Source organism: Mesorhizobium sp. f-mel, assembly GCF_053850215.1.
The window spans coordinates 22,937-47,526 of sequence record NZ_JBSPTO010000035.1 but is presented as its reverse complement, the minus strand read 5'-3'; the positions used below and the strand labels follow the sequence as shown (position 1 = coordinate 47,526).

General features: G+C 59.1%; 12 protein-coding genes and 14 pseudogenes. 10 read left to right on the top strand and 16 right to left on the bottom strand.

Annotated elements, in window-relative coordinates; all coding sequences use genetic code 11:
* Positions 1-731: pseudogene (locus tag ACWUKX_RS27750) on the top strand (ATP-grasp domain-containing protein); the annotation flags it as partial.
* Between the two features lie 230 nt (positions 732-961).
* Here the strand turns inward: ACWUKX_RS27750 and ACWUKX_RS27745 are convergent.
* Both ACWUKX_RS27745 and ACWUKX_RS27740 read right to left on the bottom strand, forming a co-directional pair.
* Entirely contained in the window at positions 962-1,180 is a 219-nt protein-coding gene (locus ACWUKX_RS27745; RefSeq protein WP_456009876.1) for an SDR family oxidoreductase, read from the bottom strand.
* Between the two features lie 382 nt (positions 1,181-1,562).
* A pseudogene (locus ACWUKX_RS27740) lies at positions 1,563-1,950 on the bottom strand (ATP-binding cassette domain-containing protein); the annotation flags it as partial.
* 73 nt (positions 1,951-2,023) lie between these two features.
* Here ACWUKX_RS27740 and ACWUKX_RS27735 point away from each other — a divergent pair.
* From ACWUKX_RS27735 to ACWUKX_RS27725, 3 pseudogenes are all read left to right on the top strand, one after another.
* Positions 2,024-2,647: pseudogene (locus ACWUKX_RS27735) on the top strand (IS110 family transposase); the annotation flags it as partial.
* 66 nt (positions 2,648-2,713) lie between these two features.
* Positions 2,714-3,788, top strand: a pseudogene (locus ACWUKX_RS27730) (IS630 family transposase).
* A pseudogene (locus ACWUKX_RS27725) lies at positions 3,785-4,079 on the top strand (transposase); the annotation flags it as partial. The pseudogenes ACWUKX_RS27730 and ACWUKX_RS27725, both read left to right, overlap by 4 nt.
* Before the next feature lie 238 nt (positions 4,080-4,317).
* Here the strand turns inward: ACWUKX_RS27725 and ACWUKX_RS27720 are convergent.
* The 3 genes and pseudogenes from ACWUKX_RS27720 to ACWUKX_RS27710 form a co-directional block, all read right to left on the bottom strand.
* A pseudogene (locus tag ACWUKX_RS27720) lies at positions 4,318-4,580 on the bottom strand (transposase); the annotation flags it as partial.
* Between the two features lie 227 nt (positions 4,581-4,807).
* Positions 4,808-5,374 (bottom strand): GNAT family N-acetyltransferase, encoded by a 567-nt coding sequence (locus ACWUKX_RS27715; protein ID WP_456009872.1) that lies wholly within the window; start codon positions 5,372-5,374, stop codon positions 4,808-4,810.
* A gap of 118 nt (positions 5,375-5,492) precedes the next feature.
* A pseudogene (locus tag ACWUKX_RS27710) lies at positions 5,493-5,685 on the bottom strand (IS630 family transposase); the annotation flags it as partial.
* A 162-nt stretch (positions 5,686-5,847) separates the two neighbouring features.
* On the opposite strand from ACWUKX_RS27710, the gene ACWUKX_RS27705 reads away from it, so the two are divergent.
* The 3 genes and pseudogenes from ACWUKX_RS27705 (at position 5,848) to ACWUKX_RS27695 (ending at position 7,038) form a co-directional block, all read left to right on the top strand.
* Positions 5,848-6,156 carry a transposase domain-containing protein gene (locus ACWUKX_RS27705; RefSeq protein WP_456009875.1) on the top strand — a complete coding sequence of 103 codons (309 nt, stop codon included), beginning with the start codon at positions 5,848-5,850 and terminating at the stop codon, positions 6,154-6,156.
* Between the two features lie 24 nt (positions 6,157-6,180).
* Positions 6,181-6,444, top strand: a complete 264-nt coding sequence (locus tag ACWUKX_RS27700) for an IS66 family transposase zinc-finger binding domain-containing protein (protein WP_456009871.1) — start codon at positions 6,181-6,183, stop codon at positions 6,442-6,444.
* A pseudogene (locus ACWUKX_RS27695) lies at positions 6,345-7,038 on the top strand (IS66 family transposase). The gene ACWUKX_RS27700 and the pseudogene ACWUKX_RS27695 overlap by 100 nt, the downstream one beginning before the upstream one ends.
* A gap of 208 nt (positions 7,039-7,246) precedes the next feature.
* Here the strand turns inward: ACWUKX_RS27695 and ACWUKX_RS27690 are convergent.
* The 3 pseudogenes from ACWUKX_RS27690 to ACWUKX_RS27680 all read right to left on the bottom strand — a co-directional run.
* Positions 7,247-8,071 (bottom strand): annotated as a pseudogene (locus tag ACWUKX_RS27690) (M20/M25/M40 family metallo-hydrolase).
* Between the two features lie 722 nt (positions 8,072-8,793).
* Positions 8,794-9,148: pseudogene (locus ACWUKX_RS27685) on the bottom strand (transposase); the annotation flags it as partial.
* 110 nt (positions 9,149-9,258) lie between these two features.
* Positions 9,259-9,935: pseudogene (locus tag ACWUKX_RS27680) on the bottom strand (integrase core domain-containing protein); the annotation flags it as partial.
* A gap of 460 nt (positions 9,936-10,395) precedes the next feature.
* Here ACWUKX_RS27680 and istA point away from each other — a divergent pair.
* Together istA and ACWUKX_RS27670 are read left to right on the top strand one after the other, a co-directional pair.
* Positions 10,396-11,854: pseudogene (istA, locus tag ACWUKX_RS27675) on the top strand (IS21 family transposase).
* Between the two features lie 15 nt (positions 11,855-11,869).
* Positions 11,870-12,260: pseudogene (locus ACWUKX_RS27670) on the top strand (ATP-binding protein); the annotation flags it as partial.
* A 571-nt stretch (positions 12,261-12,831) separates the two neighbouring features.
* Here the strand turns inward: ACWUKX_RS27670 and ACWUKX_RS27665 are convergent.
* From ACWUKX_RS27665 to ACWUKX_RS27635, 7 genes are all read right to left on the bottom strand, one after another.
* Positions 12,832-13,422, bottom strand: coding sequence for an integrase catalytic domain-containing protein (locus tag ACWUKX_RS27665; protein WP_456009870.1), 591 nt, complete (start codon positions 13,420-13,422; stop codon positions 12,832-12,834).
* 832 nt (positions 13,423-14,254) lie between these two features.
* Positions 14,255-15,256 carry an ABC transporter ATP-binding protein gene (locus ACWUKX_RS27660; RefSeq protein WP_456009869.1) on the bottom strand — a complete coding sequence of 334 codons (1,002 nt, stop codon included), beginning with the start codon at positions 15,254-15,256 and terminating at the stop codon, positions 14,255-14,257.
* On the bottom strand, positions 15,249-16,259 hold the full coding sequence (locus ACWUKX_RS27655; RefSeq protein WP_456009868.1) for an ABC transporter ATP-binding protein: 1,011 nt from the start codon (positions 16,257-16,259) through the stop codon (positions 15,249-15,251). Before ACWUKX_RS27655 ends, ACWUKX_RS27660 begins: the two co-directional genes overlap by 8 nt.
* Positions 16,256-17,188 carry an ABC transporter permease gene (locus ACWUKX_RS27650; RefSeq protein ID WP_456009867.1) on the bottom strand — a complete coding sequence of 311 codons (933 nt, stop codon included), beginning with the start codon at positions 17,186-17,188 and terminating at the stop codon, positions 16,256-16,258. The genes ACWUKX_RS27655 and ACWUKX_RS27650 overlap by 4 nt, the downstream gene beginning before the upstream one ends.
* Positions 17,185-18,186 carry an ABC transporter permease gene (locus ACWUKX_RS27645; RefSeq protein ID WP_456009866.1) on the bottom strand — a complete coding sequence of 334 codons (1,002 nt, stop codon included), beginning with the start codon at positions 18,184-18,186 and terminating at the stop codon, positions 17,185-17,187. Before ACWUKX_RS27645 ends, ACWUKX_RS27650 begins: the two co-directional genes overlap by 4 nt.
* Before the next feature lies 1 nt (position 18,187).
* A complete protein-coding gene (locus tag ACWUKX_RS27640; RefSeq protein WP_456009874.1) occupies positions 18,188-19,816 on the bottom strand; it encodes an ABC transporter substrate-binding protein in 1,629 nt (542 codons plus the stop codon).
* Between the two features lie 559 nt (positions 19,817-20,375).
* A complete protein-coding gene (locus ACWUKX_RS27635) occupies positions 20,376-22,103 on the bottom strand; it encodes a CocE/NonD family hydrolase (RefSeq protein WP_456009865.1) in 1,728 nt (575 codons plus the stop codon).
* Positions 22,104-22,945: 842 nt separating this feature from the next.
* On the opposite strand from ACWUKX_RS27635, the pseudogene ACWUKX_RS27630 reads away from it, so the two are divergent.
* Positions 22,946-23,116, top strand: a pseudogene (locus tag ACWUKX_RS27630) (IS5/IS1182 family transposase); the annotation flags it as partial.
* A gap of 219 nt (positions 23,117-23,335) precedes the next feature.
* Here ACWUKX_RS27630 and ACWUKX_RS27625 read toward each other — a convergent pair.
* A complete protein-coding gene (locus tag ACWUKX_RS27625) occupies positions 23,336-24,505 on the bottom strand; it encodes a M24 family metallopeptidase (RefSeq protein ID WP_456009864.1) in 1,170 nt (389 codons plus the stop codon).
* Positions 24,506-24,590 lie beyond the last annotated feature (85 nt).

Below are 24,590 nucleotides of genomic sequence, written 5' to 3'. Positions count from 1 at the left end.
ACGGGAAGCACATTTGGCCGTCTTCGCCGAGGATACTGGTCGAAGAATTCGCACAAGGCCCCTTTTATGGCGCTCATATAATGGGAAACGAGGTCATTGGGATTGGTGCCGCTGACTTCGGGCCCCTGCCGCATTTTGTCTTCCGTGAATCGACCTTTCCGGCCCAGCTGGCTGATGACGAGCATGAGCGTATCGCAGATGTTTCGCTGAGCTGCTTGCAAGCTCTCGGCCTTGCCTGGGGGCCAACGAACATCGAACTCCGGTGGACGAAGCGTGGCCCGGTCGTCATTGAAGTCAATCCGCGTCTTGCCGGTGGGACCGATCCTCAACTCATTAAGCTGGCTTACGGTATCGATCTCATCACCGAGCACATCAAGCTTGTTATTGGCGAGGAATGGGATTTGCGCAGAAGGCATTCGCACACGGCGGCCGCACGGTTCCTAGTTCCTGACCGCGATGGCACCCTCGAGTGGATCGGTGGCGACAGTCGGGCGGCTGCTGTACCAGGCGTCGCCGAGGTCAAGTTGTATGTTAAGCCCAAAACGCCGATCATCAGGAAAGGCGATTACCGAGATTTGATCGGGCGTGTCGTCGCTTCTTCACCCAGCCTTGCTCAGACCGAGGCGATACTTCAACGCGCCGTAGACTTAATCAGTTGGTCGAGCACTACTGGCGAACAGGACTCTGAGGCCTCTTCACCTCCCCGCACCAGCTCAGGTGGCGCCGGGTAACGATACCTTGTCGACGCCCGGACCCTACGAGCAACATTCCTGCGCCCGAAGACGATTGTTCACAACGGGGGGGATGCCTGCCTCATCCAGGGCTTCGGCAAGCAGGTGCGAGTCCAGTGACGCTTCCGGTTCGGCGATCGCAGCCGCGCCCGGAAAGTTGGCGCTAATGCGGCCTCGCCTTGCGCCCGCGCTTCCGTGCACCAGCCGCAGCCCGCCAGCTGAGTCGACAATCATTCCACGTCTTCGGTTGCCTCCTGATCGAGTTCGCTGACGAATCCTGCATCGCCGAACGAGGTCAAGCCGCCGTCCACGTACAGGATTGAGCCGTTGACGTATGAAGCGTCCGGCGAAGCCAGGAAGAGCACTTCGTCCGCGACCTCTACCGGCTGTCCCATCCTGCCCATCGAGATGACGGCGCCTAATCGGCCGCGCCGGGCATTGGCGGCGATGTCGGCAAGTTCGACGAACTGACGTCTGGTGCGGCTCCAGCACAGCGCCGGCGTTATCGCTCCCTGGGATCCGCGACGGATCGTAGCACCGCGGTTCAGTCTGCGCTACTTCGATTTCAATTAGCGCGCGATGGTAGCGGAGGGCGCACGCCTTTCCCCAATGACCTCCGAGAGCCGACCTTCGTTCTCCGAAGGCCCAGAGCGTACTACGCTGAGTCTGCAGAACTTTAAAGGACTTTATCTCGTGCGTTCTCGCTCCCGCCGCCCGACTGACCGTTCCGGTCGCGCCGATCATTCCGGCTGTCGCCGCCCGCACCTAAGGACTCACGGGGCGATGCGCCGCCCTGGCAACCGGGTGCACAGCGCGCGGCCCGCTCGGCGCTCAGGCAAGGCCCTTCGTCAATTCCAAAGCCTGCCGCTCGAAGAGGCGGCGATAGATGCCGCCCTCCAGACGGACCAGCGCGGTATGATCGCCATCCCTCGACGATGCGGCAACGCTCGAAGACGAACAGCCTGCCGAGCGCGCGGACGGTCGACAGCCGGTGTGCGATGACCAGCGTGGTCCGACCGACCATCAGCCGATCCATCGCCTTCTGAACCAGCACCTCCGACTCCGAATCGAGGCTCGATGTGGCCTCGTCCAGGATCAGCATCGGCGCGTTGGCGAGGAAGGCGCGCGCGATCACCATCCGCTGGCGCTCGCCCCCGGAGAGCTTCACGCCGCGTTCGCCGACCAATGTCCCATAGCCCTTCGACAGGCGCGCGATGAACGCATTAATGGGATGGTCCGCCCCGTCCCTCCTCGCTCATCATGTGGAGGTCAGATCAATGGAGGGAAGTAGCATGGCTCATCGTAATTTGCCGCGACCCGCGGCTGTCTATGGAATCGATATTGGCAAGAACATCTTCCACGTCGTTGGCCTGAGCTGCGACGGCACACCTGTTCAGAAAGCTCGCTTTCGGCGAGACCACCCTTCTGCAGTTCTTTACACGCGCAGATCCGAGTATTGTCGGCATGGACTCCCGCGCAGGTTCACAGTGGCTCGCCCGGAAGATAAAGCACTTGGTCACAAGGTGCGCTTGATCCCCGCGCAATTCGTGAAGCCCTACGTGAAGTCGAACAAGAACGACATCATCGACGCTGAGGCGATCGCGGAGGCGCTGCACCGGATCCGTGACCAAATGGTCGGCTCGAGGACGCGCTTGATCAACCAAATGCGGGCTTTCTGCCTCGAATACGGCGTGACGAGGAGAACGATTTGTCGCCGACAATGCGCCGGCTGCTGGGCGATCTAAGCGCCGATCTCTCTCGCCTTGAAGAGCGTATCCGCCAAGTGACGAAGGAGATCGAAGCGATAGCCGATCGAGAGGACGTCGCACGGCGGCTGATGACAATCCCTAGTAGGTGCGACTGCATTGCTCGCCGCTATCGGCAACGGGCAGCAGTTCCGCACAGCCCGCGATCTAGTTTACGCCTGACATAAGAGTCCGGCTGGGGATTCCCTTTTGTGAGTGCGCATGCGAGTCTGGCGCATGCGCACAGGAATATTGCTCACCGTTTCTTCGATTGATCGTCAGCGTCTGGGCGCGCTGATCAGAGATCGCAATGCGCGGCAGAAGCACGTTTGGCGCGCCGAGATCATTCTGTTGAGCAGCGACGGCGTGGGCACCGTCGAGATCATGCGGCAAACTGGTAAGTCCAAGACCTGCGTGTGGCGCTGGCAGGAGCGCTTCGCCGCGGAAGGCTTCGAGGGACTGTTGCGCGACAAGACGCGCCCCTCGCGCATTGCCCCACTCGGACCTGAAGTCGCCGAGCGCGTGGTGGCACTGACGTTGCAGGACCCGCCTGGCGAGACGACGCACTGGACCGCCGACATGATGGCGGCCGCGGCCGGCATCAGCGCCAGCGCGGTGCGCCGCATCTGGAAGGCGCACGGGCTGCAGCCCAACCGCTGGCGCCAGTTCAAGCTCTCCAACGATCCGCAGTTCGTCGACAAACTGCGCAACGTCGTCGGCCTCTATGTTGATCCGCCGGCTCACGCCATCGTGCTGTCGGTCGACGAGACGAGCCAGATCCAGGCGCTCGACCGCACCCAGCCCGGCCTGCCCATGAAGAAGGGTAGGCTCGGCACTATGACCCACGACTACAAGCGCAACGGCACGACCACCCTGTTTGCCGCCCTCAACGTACTCGACGGCACCGTCATCGGCAGGAACATGCAGCGCCATCGTCATCAGGAATTCATCCGCTTCCTCAACGCTATCGATGCCGAGGTGCCGGCCAGCAAGGCCATCCACGTCGTCCTCGACAACTACGCCGCTCACAAGCACCCCAAGGTGCGTGCCTGGCTCGGCCGCCATCAGCGCTTCACCTTCCGCTTCACACCGACCTCATGCTCGTGGCTCAACGCGGTTGAGGGCTTCTTCGCAAAACTGTCGAAGCGTCGTCTCAGGCGCGGCGTCTTCCACTCCGTCGTCGACCTTCAGGCGGCGATCAACCGCTGCGTTGCAGAGCACAACCAGCAACCTAAACCCTTCACTTGGACCGCCGATCCAGACCATCGCTGCCGTCAAACGCGGGCACCAAATGTTAGATTCCATCCACTAGCGGCATGGCTGGGTTTGGTGCCCAGACAATACTCGACTGGAGCGTTGCTGGCCATCAGCAAACGCGGTAACCGCTACGTGAGAAAGCTCCTGGTGCATGGAGCGCGATCCTGCTTTCGGCATCTGGACCGAACGCGCAATCGCTTGGGAAGCTGGCTCAACGGCCTTCAGTTCTCGCATGCATCCGAACAAGGCCGTCGTCGCAATTGCCGCCAAGATGGCACGCATTGTCTGGGTGGTTTTAGACAAGCCGGGAGCACTCTACGAACGCAGAGATCCTGCATTCGCCTGACGCTTACGGCTCGATTGCAAGGCTCGGGAATCGTGATGACGAGACGGTGGATCAGCATGCCGTAAGCCCTGTGCAAAAAAGCGGGCTTCGTGCCCGAACCATTTATTGGGAACGACGTGCGCGGATCTCATCATGGCCTGGCTGCAACAGCAGTCCACTCGCGAGAGGCCGGATACATTTATGCAACTGAAATCGTCATTAGTGATGTCGCGAACCCTTGCACCGACGGGGCGGACCATACATTTTTTGACAGAAGCTCGCGGAGCGCCGAGACTTCCAGCATCTGGTCGGCGAGCAGCTTCTTCAGCTTCGCATTCTCGTCCTCCAGAGCGTTCAGGCACTTGGCGCCGGAAATATCCATGCCGCCGAACTTGGCCTTCCAGTTATACAGCGTGGCCTCGCTGACCCATGCTTGCGGGCGAGATCGCCGGTCTTCGCCCCTGCCTCGTGCTCGCGCAGCACCGCAATGATCTGCTCCTCCGTGAACCGCTTCCGCTTCATCTGACCGTCCTTCAATCGAGGGACTCTAACTCCAGGTGGAGGAAAAACTCAGTGGCAGGTCAAGTGCGTTCGATGGTCGAGTTGTACAATGCCGCGAGGCCACTCTCCTCGCTGCGCTAGACCAGATAGCCTTTGCCGGGATGATCACCGCAACCGGCTTTCGACGCTCCGCGGATCAAAGGCTCAGCTCTGGGTCGTAGCACTACTGATTTTGAGTGACCCTGTATCTACGCAGTAGAAACGACTAATTTCTCCGGTTGTACAGCAGTCGTCGGGCACACCTCAAAATATCTCATCGACATGTTGTTGTAAGTTCTATCTCCAACATAGCAAAATCCGACTTTCCGAGCTTTACGGAGTGAACGCGTGTTCGTTGGACGAATGAACCCAGTGACCTTCTCAAGCTTTAAGTGCTCGAAAGCAAATCGCACTGTTGCCCTGCTGGCCTCGGTGCCAATCCCGCTCCCGGAGTATGCAAGGTGGAGGCAGGTTACATGTTCCACGTTGTTAGGATCTTCTGGAAGATTCAAGCCGCTGCACATCAATCCACAATAGCCAGCGAATTTTCTCGCATGCGCTTCATCTTTGACGAACACCATCCACAAGCCGAAACCATTGTGCTGCCAATGATTGATGAACTGAAGCAGTGCGGCTTTCGACTGCTCTAGCGTCGGATAGACTCCATCCCCGACGGCGTTTACCACAAACGGATCACTATGAAGTCCATGTAGAAGAAGCTCGTCGCTATGCGACGGCGGCCTTAGGATCAGGCGCGGCGTTTCTAAGATGTGCATGAGAAGATCCCTTTTCCAAGCGGCAGTTGTCACTGAGCGGCACCGACAACCAACGTGGGGACCATAATCTCCTAGAACGCGCCTTCCTTGGGTTAAAGTTGTGATAAATATCTGCAATCACGGCGGCGATGATCTTGTCGGATCGGCGGTCCAGGTGAAGGGCTTTGGCTGCTGGTTGTGCTCGGCGAGGAACGGTTGATGGCGGCCTGGAGGTCGACGACGGAGTGGAAGACGCCGTGTTTCAGGCGCCGCTTCGACAGCTTGGCGAAGAAGCCCTCTACCGCGTTGAGCCAGGAGCACGAGGCCGGGGTTCATGAAGCCCGCCGGACGCTCGCTTCGGCGCAGGCTGGTTGATCCGCAACCAAGTGAATCAGCCTGGATTCCGCTGTCGCCCGGCACTGGCGAATATCGTCTGATCCGATCATGGTGATGACGGCGGACCAGCTTTTCGACGATCCGAATTGCTGAAGGCGATGGTCCTGGCGCGCGATGTCGAGTATGCTCGCCTGACCCAGATCATCAAGGAATTGCAGCGTCACCGCTTCGGTCGCCGGGCCGAGATCCTGCCCGAAGATCAACTGCTCCTTGGCCTCGAGGAGGCAGAGCAGATCGAGGCTGCCGGCGAGGAAGACGCCGAACGTGCCGATTCTGCCGTGCGCAGGGTGCGCACCGCAAGCGGCGGACGAACCGGGGTGCGCTTCCGCCGCATTTGTCTCGCGCATCGAGAGGTCATCGACATCGAGGACCATGCCTACCCATGCTGCCGCAACGGACTACGGTGAGACTTCAGCGAGCGGCTCGACATCGTGCCGGCGCAGCTGCGCGTGATCGTCGTGCGCCGGCCCAAATATGCCTGTCGTGCTTGCGAGGACGTGGTCGTGCAGGCTCCGGCGCCCGCCCGGCTGATCGAAGGCGGTCTGCCGACCGAGGCGACGGTCTCCCAGGTTCTGGTCCCAAATATGCCGATCACGTGCCGCTCTATCGTCAGGCGCAGATCTATGCTGGGCAGGGTATCAATCTGGATCGCTCCACGCTCGCTGACTGGGTCGGCCGCGCGGCCGGGAATCTAGTTCGGTTCACGAGCGGCTGCTGGAGAAGCTGAAAGCCTCGCCGAAGCTCTTTGCCGACGAGACACGGCGCCAGTGCTGGATCCTGGCCGCGGCAAGACCAAGAACGGGCAGCGCCCGTGATGACCGACCATGGGACGGAAGCGACCCACCGGGCGTCGCCTATTTCTATGCGCCGGACCGAAAGGCGGAGCGACCGATTGTTCATCTCGCAGGCTTTGCCGGAATCCTGCAGGTCGACGGATATGGTGGATATCGGGTGCTCGCCGACAAGAGCGGCGTATGGCCCACGTGCGGCGGCGCTTCTACGAACTCGCCGCGGCTGGCCCAGCGCCGATCGCGAGCGAGGCGCTCCGTCGCATCGCAGAGCTCTATCACGTCGAGGACGACCAGTCGGCCGACGCACGTCGTGCCCGCGCCAGGAAAGGAGTCAGCCGATCCTGGCCGAGCTCCGATTTTGTCGTGTTCCATGAAGTCTCATGCACGGCCGCCGGCGCATCACATTTGCGCAAAATGAAAGTCGGCTCCTGTTCTCGAATGGAAACTACAAGCGCCTGCGGGACATACGACGATAGCACTGTGTACCCAGATCGATAGGTGATATTGTTGGGGTCCGAGACCACGAGTGTCTCAACGCTCCGGCAGTCCATTTCGGCTTTTACCGCGGCAACTCTGCGCAGATACTCCGAACGCGGAAAGGCCTGAGGTCCTCGGCTAATAGTCATGAATCCCTCCATTGGAATGTGACAGGATACGTTTCTAACGCCCAGAGTTTGTCGGCTTATAGGGTAGCTCGGGTTAATCCTCAAGCTGCCAGCGTCGACTCGACAAGGTTGACCCAATACCCAATGCCATAGGGGAGTGCCTCGTCATCAAAGTCATAGGCTGCATTGTGCAGGCCTGCAGACGATCCATTGCCCGCAAAAATAAGAGCCCCTGGCCGCGCCTGCAGCATGTAGGCGAAATCCTCGGATCCCATAAGCGGAGGGATCTCGTCATCGACGTTATCATCGCCGACCAGATTTCAGGCTGCGGCGGCCGCAACACTGCTTGGTCCGGTGTGATTAAACGTCAAAGGCTCAAGCCGGCGGTGTCTGAATTCGATCTTGGCACCGAAGCCGTTCCCAATTCCTCGGGCGCAGGCTTCGATCTGCAGTTCGGCGAAGTCTCGCAAAGCCGGCGACAGGCTGCGAACTGTGCCCCCGAGTTCGACGCTGTCGGGGATAGGTTGAAAGATTAGAGCCACTGCCCCCCTAAAATTGCGAGTTGATGCGAGATACTTGGCGGCTCCCAAGAGCATCGAGGTATGACCATCGTGTCCGCAGGCATGCATTTTGCCTTCATTCTCTGATATCCAAGGCTTCTTCGAAGCTTCGAGGATGGGCAACGCATCCATGTCGGCTCTCAGGCCAATTGTCGGACCATCTCCGTCGGCACCCTGAATGACGGCCACAATCCCGGTTTCGGCTATTCCGGTCTCAATGCGATCGATTCCGAAGGAAGCCAACTTCTCAGCGACATAACTGGAGGTAATATAAAGACCGTACTCCAGCTCAGGATTTTGGTGCAGGTAACGACGCCACTCTGTCGCTTCAGCTTGAATATCTCGGAATTCTTCAATGCCACGCATGCTGTGTAGCCTATGTCTCTTGGGAACGCGGTGATGATCTGGCATTAATGTGTCCCAACCGTTTAGATCATCGCTGGCACTTGTATCTCCTTGTGACATACATCTTGTCGCTCTGGCCTTGCATGACGATCGAAGGTCGGATCCGCCATTCGTTTTCCAGAGGATCAGTTGCCAAATGGAGTGTTTATATCGGCACCATCTTGGTTCGAGATAAACTCATGCGCATAGTCGGGCCAGATGACTTCAGAGCTGGTTCGCCACGTTTGTGGCCCTACAATTCTGATGAGAAGCGCACAACAATCGTGACTGACGATTGACGCTTGGATCTCATCCTGGTCGCCGCGCCGCACACCAGCGTCCTGTGATCGTGTGAACGCCAGGTAACAGCTTCCGTGGTTCGTTCCCGACCCCGCTTGAGCTTCTGCGGACGTACCTCGCTGGTCGTCCGAATTTCGAGCGTTGGTTCCAGCATGTAGCCCGTCATATTCATGAGCCTTGCGGTTCGAGCACCGCTGAGTGTTTGGGTCATGCAGGTGTGAGGCCTCTTTTTCACCGCAGCTGAGACTGGAGTTTTGGAACACGCTGAAGTCAAGGTTTAGGTTTCGGTGGGCCTTGATGCCTCGGCGCTCATGGTGCCGCGGGCTGCAGCGTGAGACCGATTTGTCCGAACAGGCTGGCGTCGGGACAGGCGGCGGCGAAGGCCAGGCGGACGCGCGAGACGGTTTCGAGCAGGTCGGCTGCGAGCACAGATCAATCCCGCTGTCGGGCAGCCGCCCGCAGGCGAGCTTGAAGGCCGGGTCGGTGCGCTGCCGATCGAGATCGTTGGCATCCTCGTGGCCGCATGCGATCGCAAAGATACGGGCGCGCAGAATGTCGGCCATAGCGTGCTCACCCGCTGTGGGTCGCGCGGATCGTGGTTCGCTGCGGCCAGCCTGTCGGCCAGTTGCAGGCGTCGCTCGGCTGCGGCCAAAAGCCTGACGCCGCCATCCGAAGTGATGCGTCCGTCATCAAACGCAGCTGTAATTTCTTGCGCCCAACGGCTGGAAATGAAAGCGGCAGCAACGTATCGCCGGTCATGGAGGGTGTGGCTCGCGACATGTGGCGGCAGGACTGGCTTAGTATAGAAGTTTGCATTTGATCGGACAGTTGGGGTCTGAGAATGGTCCGTTTTTGCCTGTCCGATGGGATTAGGCAGCGATCATTTTCTCCTTCGCCAGGGGGGCTGTGTCAAGGAAGGTCTGCATCGGCGTCTTGCCGAAGCACCAGCGGCCCTGATGTGGGCGCTCCTCATTGTAGCTTCTGACCCATTCATCCAGATCGGCCTGCAGCTCCTCGATCGAGCCGTAAATCTTCTTACGGAAGGCGACCCGGTAGAACTCGTCCAGCACCGTCTTGTGGAAGCGCTCGACGATTCGGTCCGTTTGCGGATTCTTGGTCTTGGTCCTGGAATGGTCGACATCCTCCACCGCCAGGTAGAGTTCGTATTCGTGGTGCTCGGGATTGCCGCTATATTCGGTGCCGCGGTCAGTCAGCACCCGGCTTAGCCTCACGTCGTGGCGTCGAAGAACCGCACCACGCGGTCGTTGAGGAGATCGGCGGCGGTGATCGGCGTCTAGCGGTCATAGAGCTTGGCCGAAGGCGACCTTCGAATAGGTGTCGAGGAAGGTCTGCTGATAGATGCGTTCCAACCCCCTTCATGTTGCCGACATAGAAGGTATCCTGGCCGCCGGAATAGCCCGGGTATTCACTCTCGAACTCACCATGCGCCTCCTTGTCCAGCTTGGCCCAGTGCCGCAAGTTGGGTCTCGGTGAGCACCAGCCCTTCCTGTGCGACCTTGGCCTCGAGCGCCTTGAGACTTCTTCGACGAAATCGGCGACCCACGCCGTATTGGCCGGAGTTGGCAGCACGAGCGTATGATATCAAGAAAGCCGGACATTGATGCGCGGCGAGAGCGTACGCCATCGAGTATCTGTCCCGTTCAAGGATTGGCCGAACAGGATGCAAGCGGACACGCGGGGTAGTAGACCCGGCGCTTGCTGGCCAGCAGAGCCATGTCAGGCGACATGCACAATTGACCCCTCTATTGCCTCACCGATCAATGTTACCGAGGGCTGCGGTGGCGACAGTGTGCGTATTTCAGGCGATCGTGAGCACGGATTTCACCGCATCGTGAGCACGGATTTCACGGGATCATGAGCAACGATTTCAGACGAGCGTGAGCAACGATTTCAGGTGATCGTGAGCACGTTTTCGGAGGTGCGGGATGCTTCGGCCGACAACTCAACCGGTTTACAGGATGCCTCGTTCAAAACGAGGAAGCCTGATGCCAACCCAGAGATTGTCGCTGCGCCGGATCAGAGAAGTTTTACGTCTAAGGCATGTCCAGGGCCTGACCGAACGCGTCATCGCGCACACTCTCGGGGTGAGCAACGGCGTCGTGCATGGTTATCTGCGGCGCGCCCGTCTTGCCGGGCTGAGCTGGCCCTGCCCGAAGGGATTGATGACGAAGGCCCCTTGAGCTGCTCCTCTTTCCGGCGCCCAAGGCTGCGTCGCAAAGTCCCCGGCGGCCGGTGCCTGATTGGAGCTATGTGGAGAGGGAGTTGCGCCGCCGCGGTGTAACGCGGGTGCTCCTGCGGGAAGAGTATCGCGCCGTCAATCCCGACGGCTTGGCTATACCTGGTTTTGCACGACCTTTGAGGCCTGGAAAGGGCGCACCCGCCCGACGATGCGCCAGACACACCTGGGCGGCTGAGAAGGTGTTCGTCGATTTTGCCGGCTACACCATCGACATCTTCGACCCGTCACCGGCGAAGCACGCCCCATGAAGCTGTTCGTCGCGACGATGGGCGCATCGAACTACACCTATGCCGAGGCCTGCCCGAGCGAGAGCCTCGCCGACTGAATCGGCGTGCATGCAAGCCTTTTTAGCTTTCTGGCTGGCGTGCCGAAGTTCGTCGTCTGCGACAATCTCAAGGCCGCTGTCACAAACCCAGATCGCTACGATCCCGGCCTCAACCGGACCTATGCCGAGATGGCGAGCCATTACGGCACAGCAGTCCTCGCGGCGCGGCCGAAATTGCCCAGCGTTGGGTGCTGGCGCGTCTGCGCAATCAGCGCTTCTTTTCCCTGGCCGAGTTGAACGCCGCCATCAGCGTGCTCGTCGCCGAACTCAACGCCCGCCAGATGCGTGGTTTCGGCTCCAGCCGTGCCGAACTCTTCGCCGAGCTGGACAGGCCGAAGCTGGGACAACTGCCGGACCAGCCATACGTCTTTGCGCGCTGGAAGCGGTGCCGCGTCGCGCCCGACTATCATGTCGAGGTCGACGGGCACTGGTATACCTCATCCGCGAACTCGTCGATGTGCGCATCGCCGACAACACCGTCGAGATCTTCCAGAAGGGTCAGCAGATCGCCAGCCACGCCCGCGCGCCCAACCGGCGCGGCCATACGACCCTTGCCGATCACATGCCGAGCGCGCATCGCCCCTACGGCCGGCGAGAAGATCGGTCCTTCCACGCCGCCTTCTTCGAGGCCGTCATCGCTGACCGGCCGCACCCCGAGCAGGGCTTTCGCACCTGTCTCGGCATTCTGGCACTGACCAAGAGTTTCGGTGATGCGCGTGTCGATGCAGCCTGCCAACGCGGCATCCTCATCAAGGCACGCTCCGTCGCCTCGATCCGTTCGATCCTCAAGAACGGCCTTGATCGCAGCTTCCTCGACGAGACCCCCGATCACCAACCCCTGCGCTACGGCAACATTCGCGGTCAGGGCTATTTCCACTGAACCAGGGAGAACCCAATGCTCACCCATCCCACCCATGAACGGCTGATCGCACTCGGCCTGACCGGAATGGCCAAAGCCTTCGAGGAGCAACGACGATCACCGGATCTCGATGCCCTGTCATTCGAGGAACGCATCGGGCTGCTTGTCGATCGCGAAGCCGCCGAGCGCGACACCAAACGGCTCACGACGCGCCTCAAATTCGCCGCGCTGCGACAAAGCGTATGCGTGGAGGATGTCAATTTTGCGCACGCCGCGCGGCATCGACCGCGCTGTCTTCGCCAGGCTCGTCAACGGCGACTGGATCGACCCCCACGAGAATCTCCTGGTCACCGGCGCAACCGGCGTAGGCAAGAGTTGGCTTACCTGCGCGCTCGGCCACAAAGCCTGCCGCGACAATCGCTCGGTGCACAGTGCTCATTTCACCTGCCATCGCGGCGGCAGGTGGCAGGGGCAAGCTCGTGGTCCAGCCCCCGTCGAGGATGGCCAGCCCAGCCATTTCCATGCGCCAGACCTTCACCAGCCGTTGCACCATTCTGATGTTCTTGTCTTCGAAGCGAGCTGGATCGATGTCCTTCAGCCGTTGTAGCACGGCGGCTGCCGAGAGGGCGGGATCTTCCTTCAGCCATTCCTTGATCCGCGCCTCAAAGGGCTCCTACATGCTGGGTCTTTTCGGCCAGGGCTTCGTCCGCCGATAGGGTCGCCGACGCGTTGGCCGTGTCTCGCGTTCTTCCAGGCTGTTTTCAAGTTCGCGGCGAAGCTCTGGAGATCGACGACCAACGGCTCCTCGATTTTCGCATTCAGGCCACGACGATCGACCCGCTTTCCAAGCTCTTCCTGTGCGGCGCGGATGCAGGCAAACAGCAGCACAGGGTCAGCTGTCTCCATTATTGCCCGTAGCCGCTCCTTATCAGTCTCGGCCACTTTCGGATGCGCAAGAACACGGGCCGCGGGTGGAACTGGCGGATGATAGCGCTTGATCACACGGGCGCCGATCCGTGTCTTCTCCTGCAACTTGAATGACGGTTGGAACAGATTGGCGTAAGCCGCACCACAGCGTAGAAGCGTTCAAGGGCAGCCGTCGCATCCATGCCGACAAACCGGCCATAGCCCACTAGGCGGCGCACGATGGCGCCGTTCTTCTGCTCCACATGCGCTTGGTCGTGCTCTCGATAAGCGCGAGAGCGTGTCACCTCCAAATCCTCGCTGCGGCACCAGGAAACAACCGACGCGTTCATGAACGCGCTGTCGTTGTCAAAGTGGACACCCAGCAGTCGAAAGGGAAACCGCGAGCGGGCCTGCTTGATCGCCATGATCACATTGCCGCTGTCGCGCGTGCGGACCGGCATGCATTCGGTCCAGCCGCTGGCAACGTCGGTCAGCACCATCGTCTGCACGAAGCTCCCCGATGAAAACGGGCCCGATTGGGCCACAAAATCGACCTCAACAAAGCCGGGCGGCGGATCATTCCAATCGCCGAAGGTGCGAACTGGCACCGAGCGGCGAACTGCCGAACTCATTCCTGCCCGGCGGCGCTGGCCGCCGCGAGCGACGATGCGGACCTCGATCAAAAGCCGATCTATCGTCGCCGGGCTTACTGGCAGCAGTTTGCCGCGGAGCGCCTCATCGAGTGCTAACCGGCCATGTCGCTCAAGCGCGGGCAATAAGACAGGGATCAACGGCTTAAGACGTTTGGAACACAGCCGCTCCGAAGCCTCCCACAACACGATCAGCGCTTCGCGGACATCGCTATCGTAACGGCGGCTGTGGCTCTTGCCCGCAGACGGCCTCTGCTCACGATGTTCATAACACGGATCGCGTGCTTGCGATGATAGCCCGTTACCGCCACGAACTCATCCAGAATGCGCCGCTTGTCATCTCGACACGCCCGCTCGATAACGCTCCACGATCGCCGCTGTCAGTTCCGACCGTGTCGCCATGCCGAGCCCGCCATCCGTCCCCCGAACCGGAATGGCACGACCTCTCCATCCCTTTCGGAACAGGGACAGTATCGGTAACATTTTGATTGAGGCAATGCGCCCGGAGGGTTGCAATGAAGTACCTCTTCCGGGCCGAGCGGCTTGCCTTCTCTTGCTGAAGAAGCGCAGCGGCCGACGAAGTCGGCAGTGCAGTCCATTTTAGCTGCCATGTTTGCCCTTGAACTGCGCGATCATCGGCGTCCCGTGACCGCTTGAACGCCATGGGTAGCAGTCTCCCTGGGACAAGATTCGCAAAGGAACCCGTTGGACGCCTCTTCATTGCTCTATTTCGCTTGTGTTCGGAAGTTCGAACTCGGTAGCAGCGTCCAGGCCCCCCCAATGCAGGATGGCGTGTCGGTCTGTGGATCGTGGGGCAAGCCGCCCAGCGAAAAAAGCGGGTCGCCCGAAAGGCTGCATACAGCCTTCAGTTCGCCCGCCAGCACGCGGCTATGTGTTGCGCCCCCACTTCGATGGCTGGCGGTTCTTGTTCTCGGCAGCGGTCGAAGGCCTGTGGGCAGCGCGGATGGAAACGGCATCCCTTCGGCATTCGCGCAGCACTTGGAACCTCGCCTTGCAGGGTGGGCAGTTCCCTATGACCTGCCTCGCCGCCAATCTGCGGCGTTGCGTTACGCAAGGCGACAGTATAGGGATGGCGGGGGTTGAATGTGATCTCGTCGGCGCTACCGATCTCAACCACACGTCCCAGATACAAGACCGCAATCCTGTCGGCTATCAGCCAGGCGAGCGGCAGATCATGAGTGATGAACAGCAGCGCCATGTTGCGCTTATCGCGCAGATCCACCAAGACCTGAAGGATTTGTGCGCGTATCGACACATCAAGCATCGACACAGGTTCGTCAGCCACGATGAGTTCTGGCTTGACGGCAAGCGCTCCGGCGATCACGACCCGCTGTCGCTGCCCGCCGGACAGTTCGTGCGGAAAGCGGGAAAGGAAGTCACCGGGAGGATTGAGCCCGGCGGCCGCAAGCGCCTCGCTCACACGATCTGCAAGCTGTTTGCCATTCTCGACCAACCGCAGGGAGCGCAACGGCTCCGCCACGACATCGAATACGCTGTGTCGCGGGTTGAGCGCCTGATATGCGTCCTGGAAAATCATCTGCACGCGATGCCGGTAAGGACGTAGGGCCGAGGTGCCTCGCTCCGAGGTCATGTCACGGCCATTGAACAGCAACCTGCCGCCTGTTGGCTGAGCAAGTTTGGTGATGACTCGGCCCACCGTCGTCTTGCCGCTTCCCGATTCCCCAACCAGGGCGACGATCTCGCCGCAACCTACATTGAGGTCGATCCCGTCCACCGCGCGCACGGCGCCAGCAGGTCGGCCCAGAACACGGTCGAACATCCCGCCCTGGATAGGAAAATGGACCTGCAGGTTCTCCAGACGCAGAATATCGGCGGTGTCAGGCATGAACGGCAACCTTGTCTTCTTGCGAGGGCCGGCAAAGGTGACAGGCGACCCGTCCCTGCCCCAATTTGTCGAGATTCGGGACTTCAGTCCCGCAAACCCCGATCGCTGACGGGCAACGTGGATGGAAGGAGCACCCTGACGGTCGATTCATTAAGTTAGGGGCATCACCTGGAATGGGTCGGATCACCTTTTTGCCATTAGCGGGGTTCGGGATCGAGTCGATGAGCAGACGGGTGTAAGGATGTTTGGGCTTGGCGAAGATCTCAGCGACAGTGCCATCCTCGACGATCCGGCCCGCATACATGATCATCACGCGATCGCAAGTTTCGGCAACGACTGAAAGATCGTGGGTAATCAGGATGAGGGCGAGATTGAGCTGTGATCGCAACTCAGCCAGCAGTTTGACTATCTGAGCTTGCGTAATGACATCCAGTGCGGTCGTGGGCTCATCGCCGATAATGATTGAGGGGCGACATGCGAGCGCCATCGCAATCATCACCCGTTGTCGCATCCCGCCCGACAACTCGTGAGGATAGGCGGCGCCGCGATCGGCCGGGATGCCGACAAGTTCGAGCAACTCCCTTGCTCGGGCGATCGCGTCAGCCTTCGGCATCCCGAGCTTCAGCATGCATGGCTCGGCGATCTGCTTTATGATTCGGTGAACGGGATTGAGCGCATTCATCGCGCCTTGAAAGACGACGGACGTCTCGCTCCAGCGGTGTGACCGCATTGCCACATCATCGTCGATCGGCAGTCGCTCTCCACGATAACGGACCACGCCATGGCTGACCTTTGCATTTGGTGACAGCAGACCCGCGATCGCCATTGCAGTCGTGGTCTTGCCACTGCCCGATTCTCCGACGAGGGCAACGGCTTCTCCGGCTTGGAGATTAAAGCTCACGCGGTCGATCGCACGCAATGAAACGCCCTTGAGTCCATAATCAACGGAAAGTCCGTCAACCGACAGAAGCGAGGCGACGGCGTTTTGAGAGATGTCGTTCATGGAATCAGACGCCGGCGTGGATTGAAGGTGTCGTCAAGCGCATTGCCAAGAAGTACGAAGCCAAGTGCAACCGTGAGCACGCAGACTCCCGGTGCGCCGAGATACCACCAGGCTCCAACACTTGCCGCGCCAGCGCGCTGTGCGAGGGAAAGCAAAGTGCCCCACGAAGGCTGCAGTGGATCTCCGAGTCCGAGAAATGAGAGTGAGGTCTCGATATAGATCGCGTTGGCGACGACGAGGGCGCCATTGGCGGCGATCTGCGGCACGAGGTTGGGCAGAATGTGCCGCACCATGATGCTGAAGTCACTGGTGCCCGCGACCCGGGCGCGATCCACGAAAAGCCGCTCCCGAAGCGACAGTGTCTGGCTGCGGATTACGCGCGCGATAAAGGACCAGCTGGTCAAGCCGATGACTATAACCACTACAAATAGAGAGGTACGAAAGCCAAGGATCTCACGGCCGCGGCCCACGACTTCGACGAACACTGGCGCAATCACTAGCGCCAGCACGAATGGCGGGACGATGAAGAAGAAATCAGTCATTCGCATCAGCCAATTGTCGACCCTGCCGCCGAAGTAGCCTGCCGTTATGCCGACCGTGGTTCCGACGATGACACTGATAACGGTCGCTATCAGTGCGATGGTCAGGGAGATCCGCGCACCATGGACCACGAGATTGAGAACATCCCGCCCGACCTCATCCGCGCCCAGCAGATGCTCGCTGTCGGGCGGTGTAAGGAAATCCCCGGTTGCGGTGGCTGCCGTCTCGAGTGGACCGACCAGCGGACCAGGTACTGCGGCAAATACGAGGAAGAAGGTCAAAGCCGCCACGCCAACCCAAGCGCCGCCCCGTTGAAAGAGCCGGCCGACGAAGGCTTTCATTGCGCGCAATCGGACCTGCCTACGAGTTTCCGCAACAACTTCGCTCATTGCCTTACCCTGGGGTCAAGAAGGCCGTAGGCCAAGTCGGTGACAAGGTTTGCGACAACGATAGAAGCACCGAGCAACAAGAAGACACCCTGAAGCACAGGATAGTCTCGAGCGTTGAGTGCCTCGACCGTCAGACCGCCGATCCCCGGCCAGGCGAACACGGATTCAACAGTAATGGCACCCGCCACTACATAGCCCAAGTTGAGCGTCACCAAGGTCAAGACAGGCAGCATTGCGTTGCGGAAGGCATGACGCATCAGCATCTGACCACTAGTCAGCCCCTTAGCCCGGGCTGTCACCATATAGTCCTCGGCCACAACCTCGCTCATGGCAGCACGCGCCACCAGCACATATTGGCCCATCAGCCCCAAGGCCGCCGTGGAGGCTGGAAGGACGAGATGCCGCACGTAGTCGGCTAACCAGTCCAGAAAGCCTGTGGTGGCCCCTGGCGAAGATGCACCGTAGCCCGGGAGCCAGCCTAATGACGTGCTGAAGGTCACCACCAGCAGCATGCCGAGCCAAAACGATGGCGTAGAGTAGAGCACCAACGAGGCACCGGTGGCGATATGATCAACAACTCTGCCTCGCCGCCAACCAGCGTAGATGCCGAGCATGACCCCAGAAACGATGGCGAGGACCTGGGCGACACCGACTAGCGCAATGGTGGCGGGCAGCCGCTCCAGCAGAAGGTCTGCGACACGCCTGCCCTTGAACTTGAAGCTATAGCCCAAGTCGCCCTTTGCCGTTGCCGAGACATAATCGAGGAACTGATCCGGGAAGAGCGGCCGATCGAGGCCCCAGCGCTGGCTCTGCGCCTCGATCTGCTCAGCAGTCACAGCGGCGCGCGCGCCCCCCAACAGCAGTCTAGCAGGATCGCCCGGAATGACTCTGAACAAGATGAAGTTCAGGATCGCAACCATCAGAACCGTCACAACCGCCCTAAGGATGATACCTCCAATGCGCCGGCTGGTCGGACCTGCCTGTCCGTTGTTAGCCACCTCAGACCGGCCTCAACCGATCAAACGGATAGTAGGCCTGCTGCGACACAATGTCTGTCGTCCCCCATCCTCCGAAGCAATCCTTGCGACGCGCCTCAAGCACGAACGGATAGCTCAGCATGATGTAGGGCGCTTCGGCGTAGATGAGGCGCGCCGCCTGATCCACCAGTTTCTGGCTCTGCTTAAGGTCGACGGTGACCGCGACATGAGATAAAAGTTGATCGAACTGTTCGCTGCTCCAGTAAGAGGTATTAGAGACGTCAGCACTTTTTCCGAATTTGAGTATGCCAACAGCGCTGGGAGAGTTCCAGCTAGAAGAGACAAGCAGATCCCAGCCTCCTCCACCCTTCGCCGGAGTTGCCGCCCGGGCATCAAGTGCGCCGGAGTCTAGCTGTGTCACCGACACGGGAATGCCGATTTGCCCCAACCAGCCAGCGATAAGCTGCACGGCCGCGATTGGGATTTCGAGAGTACCAGACACTGTTCCGGTGATCAGCTCAAGCTGGAAGCTCTTGCCCTCCTTGTCCTCTCGGACGCCGTCCCCGTTTGCGTCCCGATAGCCAGCGGCATCCAGCCGGCGGCCAGCCTCAGCAAGATCAAAGTGGCGCGTGACGTCGCCTAGGTCAGAGTAGTAATCGGTAGCCACTGGCATCACCACCCCCACACCCGGATCTGCGTGACCGCGGTACGCTCGATCCACGATGGTCTTCTGGTCGATGGCGTAACCGATCGCATCGCGAAACGCCCGATCCTGCAGGGCCTTGGTGCTGCCTGCGCCATCTCCCGACGCCGTGTTGAATGCCAGATAATCTCGCTGCTCGACGCGCGATTCACCCACGACGATGTCAGGATTCTTCGAAAGATCGACCCACTGGGCAGCCGTCAGGCTCACTCCATAGTCCAGGTTGCCGCTCTTCAGGCCTTGAGCGATGGGATCCGCCGTGTTGAAGTTGTGGTAAATCATGCCGGCCGTCCCTGGCCGCCCCGTGCGGAAGTACGGATTCGGGGAGAGGCGTACAAACTGGCCCTGCCGGAACTCGGAAACGATCATCGGCCCCGTGCCTACCAGCGGCGGGTCGTTGCGGAAGGTGCTGACCACGTCCGTATAGCTGATATCCTTCCAGATGTGCTCGGGGACAATCATATTAGCGTTGTCGATCGGCCAGCGGGTGGGGACCTTGGTCGTAATTTGCAGCGTCTCGTCGTCAAGGGCCACTATCGATTGCACCTGATCGAAGCCACTGGTGTTGTTCCAGCCACTGCCGGTCAGTTCGTCTGGCCTGCCCACTGAGGCGCGGATGTAGTTATAGGTGAACGCAGCGTCCCTGGCCGTGGCAGGCTCGCCATCCGACCACTTCATGCCGGGCCAGATTTTGAAGGTCCAGGTGACATTGTCATCGGCGACGGACCACGATTTGGCGAAGCCCTTTCGATCTTCGTGTCGCTGGGGATCCACGCCGACCAAGAAGTCGTAAGTGAAGACCAGCGGCCAGAAGTTGCTCCAGGAAGCGAAGGGATTCATAGTATCAGGGGCGCCGATTGCGCCAATGCGCACGATGTGATCCTCGCACGAGGACGAGGCGAACGCCCTTGAGCACATGCTCCAAGTTACTGTCGATCCGAGCAGCATCGCTTTCAATGCAGTGCGGCGGCTAAGTTGCCATTTCTCCACCTTGTAAGTCCTCCCAAGCTCACGTTGCGCCGTTAGCCTCACAAACAAAATAACAGCATAATTCTTCGCCTTCCGCGAAATCGGCCTCTTTTTTGCAGGGAAGCTGCGTTTATTTCCAGCTTACGCCAATTTCCGGCGAGCTCGCAGCAGCCCCCTGGTGCGAGTCAGTCACACCCAGGGAAATTCTCCGTGACCTAAAGGGCTAAAAGGCGCACTGTGCTCGCCCGCAATTCAGCTGCTGCGTCACGTGTTTTGAAGATGGGAACAGACGCCGCCGGAAACACAGCATCGAGCGTTTCATCGACTACTTCAACAAGACCAGGGAACGCCTTTCAAATGGACCTGGCCGGCAAACCCTTGACCGCACACCAATGCGTCCAAACTTCCACCGACGGTCCTAGTCGTTGAGTGTGTTCTCATTGACGACTCAATGACCGCCTAGTGTGAACTGCGAATTGGCGGCACTCCGAACGCCCTTGGCGCCGATAACTGCCGGGTCAATTTGTTCCGAGTCGACCTACTGAATGGGCAGCCCCCCCGGGACAAATTCAGCTTCTTTTCGACAAGGCTGATTTCGCTGCGCGCCCCGTGCAGGTGCGGGCGCTTGCGCTTTTACACCCGGGATGATGGGAAGGAGAATTTTCGACGGATATCTCTCCGAGTGAAAAACTCTATTGATGGAAGCGGCGCCGGTCGGCATCACGCCGGAGATAGGATTCGGAGCGCCGATGGTTAGCTCAAGGCAATGCCCTTGCCGGACTACGTGAGCAATTGGCGACACTAGCGACATTCGTATCTCGTAAATTTCACCTGGAACGAGTTTCTCCCTTTCGCAAAATACATGAACGACTTCGTCAGAATAGGTCCGCGTTTCGTCGACGGCGCGAAGGGAAGCGCGCAGACGTCCTGCTACTAGGAAGAGTACATTGCCGGCAGGATCGACGTCCTTCAACGTCAATTCCAGGTCGGTGTCATCTCCATTATCGATGCTGAGATATAACGTGACTTCCGGGTTTCCAAGCAGCGCCATCTCGGCCGTCGCCGGGGCAGTCCGATAATTCAGTACGCCTCCGGCATAAGGCTTAATCGCGAACAGCTGATTGCTTCGGTAGAATTCTGTACCCGCGGGATAAAGGTAGGCGCGAGGGCCCTCGTTCGAGCTAGCACCGGGTTTATCAGCTGAAATCTTGGCATCGGCCGTTAGATAGTAGCAATGTCGCTCGACTGCCGGTTCTGGCCAAGACTCGTGTCTTGTAACCCAACCCGCAACTGACTTTTTGGAGTCTCCATCGGGTTCCCAGACTTCCCAATAGACGGTGACGGGCAATTCCTGTTCTATTCCGTTCTCAACGCCCTTCACCCAGCGATCCAGGAATCTCATCCGCTCTTCGTCCACAATTCTATAACTCTGTGGCCCAGGCCCACCAACTCTATGATCGCCATTCATCAGGACAAGTTTCTTATGCTTGACGTTCGGCATCAGCTGAGTAAATAGGCGAGCACTTTCCTTAACCGCTGCACCGGATTCGTCCTGCCACGAGGCAATAAGCATAGTGGGCACAGCGACCTTGCCGGCGACCTCATCGCGGGCCAAATAGATCGAATCCCACCACTCATCCTTCAATGGGCGCTCTCGCACTTCGTTGAAGAATGAACGTTTGACGAGTTGCCGGCTGCCTCTACGAATTGCCGCGCATTCAGTATCGCCGGCCCTGAGCCGGCTCTCCACTCCGCTAACCTCGTGAACGTATTGACTATCAATGGACCATGTTATCGCTCCGACCGTCGGCATTCCGCCCACAGCGAAGCAATCCTCGTAGGCATCCTCGACGCCGCTTCCCACAATGGCCTTGAGATGAGGAGGCTGTTCTGCTGCGATCCAGAATTGAACCGTACCGGCAGATGAATTCCCGACAAGCCCAACATTGCCGTCGCTCCAGGGCTGCTCGGCGATCCATTCAACGATTTCCGCACCATAGATTCCTTCCTTGCGGTCGCCCCAATGCTCGATGATGCCTTCCGAACAACCCGTCGCAGGGAAGTTGGCGCCAACGAAAGCGTAGCCAGCTTCCAGAAATGGCTTCACTAGATTGAAAGGTGAGGCACTCGCCGCGTATGGGTCGTAGAGGAAGACTGTAGGATATCGGCCCGACTTTTGCCGCCATGAAACATAAGCGATCCGGGTTCCGTCCTTCATAGGCACGTAGCCGATGTCGCGGATCACGTCAGCTTCATCAAGCTTCATCTTTGACCCCCATTTGATCTTTTGGCCTTAAACTTCGCGAGTGTGAACTCTTCATCGTATGCGTCCGAGGCTGAGATTGAGTCACTTGCGCCAATCCTGAACGAGTCCCTCAGCAATAGGGGTCCGTTCTGGAGTGCACGGTTCCGTTTCTTAAACGGTAGCATCGTCCAATGTGCGGCTTGCGCGAATTCTCGTCCGCGCACGCAGAAAACCTTCGTTCTCTTGCTTCAGCGCATACATCCCGGTGATGGCCAGCGCGATTCATGGCCTACGATGATTGGGCAGACACCAAAATCACCTCGATTCAGGTTTATGCATATTTCGACATCGACGTCAGGTTGCCTGTTCAGCCTTCGTTCATAACTGGACTCTGTTCTCCATGCGAAGTAATGCCGGAAAAGCAGTATTGCGTCTTTCGTTACCCGTCGGCCGTCTGGAAGAGGTGTCTCCATGCCAAATCAAGATGGTTAAACCATTGACGAACTGAACTGGTCGAGCCGAAGGCGGTGCTTGCCGCCTGACGCCACCAAAGGTTTCCTCCTGTCACCCGACGCTTGATCCCGGCGGTTTTTTTGCGATGATTGGCCAGAGGCCCTCTTTCCCACTTCAGTCGGATCGTAGCCAGCGGTGAACAGTCAGTGCCGCGAAAAAAGGTGACGATTAGTCGGCCGTGAACTATCCGCAAACCGTTGATCTGGCATCCTGATTAGGGCGGAGGTCGGCTTTGGAATTGCAGGATTTGCGGTGTTTGGGCACTGTTTTCTTGCAATTCGATTTTGCGATTCCCTTGTGCTGCGGAGCGTGATTCAGTCGGTCGGCGGCGGCGAATCGAGGGGAACGCAGTGTCTAGGCCACGCGAGAAGCGCGAGAGGGGAGAGCAGGATCTTTTCCGCTCCAGGCTCGATCAGATCATCAACATGAAGCACGAGCTGGTGCGCCTGGCGCAGGCGATCGACTGGCCGGTGCTGGAGGAGTGTTTCGGTGCGGTCTATTCGGACGGTCCCGGCATGCCGGTGCGTCGAATTCCTCCAAAGGAGGCTCGCGGAGGGGAAACAGCAAGCCGGTCGCGGCAACGAGGTTGTCCCCGCCGGGACGGTGGTTGTGGCGACCTCGTTGAATCATGCGTCATGTGAACGTCGTTGCACACGTTGAGGCGTCCAGCCGTAAATTAAAGGGCCGATTCACATTCGGCCTCTTTGAAGAGCTGCTTGCCTTTTCGATCGCCACCCTGACTAGAGCTCAAAAATCTTTCGCGGTGCACTCGTTAGAACGTCCACTCCCGACTCTGAGACCCGGAAGGTTTCGCTAATTACATAGCCGAAATCTTCGTCGATCCAATTCCCGAGCATCAAATGGAAAGTCATGTTTGGGGTTAGGACCGTAGTATCGCCGTCCTTCAAGCTCGCCGTTGGTTCCAGCCAGCCAATGCCGTGGGCGTAACCACAACGCGTTTCCTTATGAAGTCCTTGCTTTCCGATTGTCCGATAGAAGGCATTGGCCACATCACTGCACGTGGCTCCGGGCCGTATTGTTTCGAGTGCAGCCTCAAGGCCTGCCACTTGGATCTCATGGACCCGGCGTAGCCGGTCCGACGGAGCACCTATCGAATACGTCCGCATGAGACCAGCATAATAACCATGCCGCGAACCGCCCAGTTCGAGATTGATCTGCGAGCCTTGGCGAAATACATCATCGGCCCACGGGATGTGGCAAGTACCTGTGCGCGGCGACGCACATAGGTACACAGGAGGTATCCTCGTTCCAGGCTTCCCGTTCGCTCCGCGCACCAAGGCTCCTACGATTTCCGCAATTGCGTCGGCCTCGCGCGCACCAGGGCGAATCACCTCAACCGCACGCAGCACTGCAGCATCGGAGATAGCGGCACACTCCCTCATCACCGCGATCTCGAGATCGGATTTGACAAGCCGTATCCAAGTCACAAGTTTACTGCAGTCGACGATCTTGGACGCCGGCAGGCGCGATTTGAACTTATCGGGCGCCCGCGGCGGCAGATCATCCAGCTCAAAGCCTATGCTCTGCTTCGCATAACCAGCTTCTTGAATATAGTCTATGACTGCGTCATATCCATCTTTCTCCGAGTTTCCGATCAAGGATTCAGGATAGGCAATTATTTTGTCGTGTTCCATGAAAGTTTCATGCAGGGCCGCCGGCGCATCACATCTGCGCAAAATGAAAGTCGGCTCCGGTTCTCGAATGGAAACCACGAGCGCCTGTGGGACATAAGATGACAGCGATGTGTAGCCAGATAGATAAGTGATATTGTTGGCGTCCGAGACCACGAGTGTCTCAACGCTGCGGCGGTCCATCTCGGCTTTTACCGCGGCAATTCTGCGCAGATACTCCGAACGCGGAAAAGCCTGAGGTCCTCTGCTAACAGACATAAATCCTCCATACGAATGCAAGACGACACGTCTCTAACGCACAACTGTTGAGTACTTCGCGGTACTGATTCTTAGCTCAAGCGTA

What these genes read in the sequence shown, in the direction of transcription:
- ACWUKX_RS27715 (WP_456009872.1), bottom strand. Translation starts at nt 5,374, where the DNA reads ATGCACATCTTAGAAACGCCGCGCCTGATCCTAAGGCCGCCGTCGCAT.
- ACWUKX_RS27705 (WP_456009875.1), top strand. Translation starts at nt 5,848, where the DNA reads ATGGTCCTGGCGCGCGATGTCGAGTATGCTCGCCTGACCCAGATCATC.
- ACWUKX_RS27660 (WP_456009869.1), bottom strand. Translation starts at nt 15,256, where the DNA reads ATGCCTGACACCGCCGATATTCTGCGTCTGGAGAACCTGCAGGTCCAT.
- ACWUKX_RS27655 (WP_456009868.1), bottom strand. Translation starts at nt 16,259, where the DNA reads ATGAACGACATCTCTCAAAACGCCGTCGCCTCGCTTCTGTCGGTTGAC.
- ACWUKX_RS27650 (WP_456009867.1), bottom strand. Translation starts at nt 17,188, where the DNA reads ATGAGCGAAGTTGTTGCGGAAACTCGTAGGCAGGTCCGATTGCGCGCA.
- ACWUKX_RS27640 (WP_456009874.1), bottom strand. Translation starts at nt 19,816, where the DNA reads ATGCTGCTCGGATCGACAGTAACTTGGAGCATGTGCTCAAGGGCGTTC.
- ACWUKX_RS27635 (WP_456009865.1), bottom strand. Translation starts at nt 22,103, where the DNA reads ATGAAGCTTGATGAAGCTGACGTGATCCGCGACATCGGCTACGTGCCT.
- ACWUKX_RS27625 (WP_456009864.1), bottom strand. Translation starts at nt 24,505, where the DNA reads ATGTCTGTTAGCAGAGGACCTCAGGCTTTTCCGCGTTCGGAGTATCTG.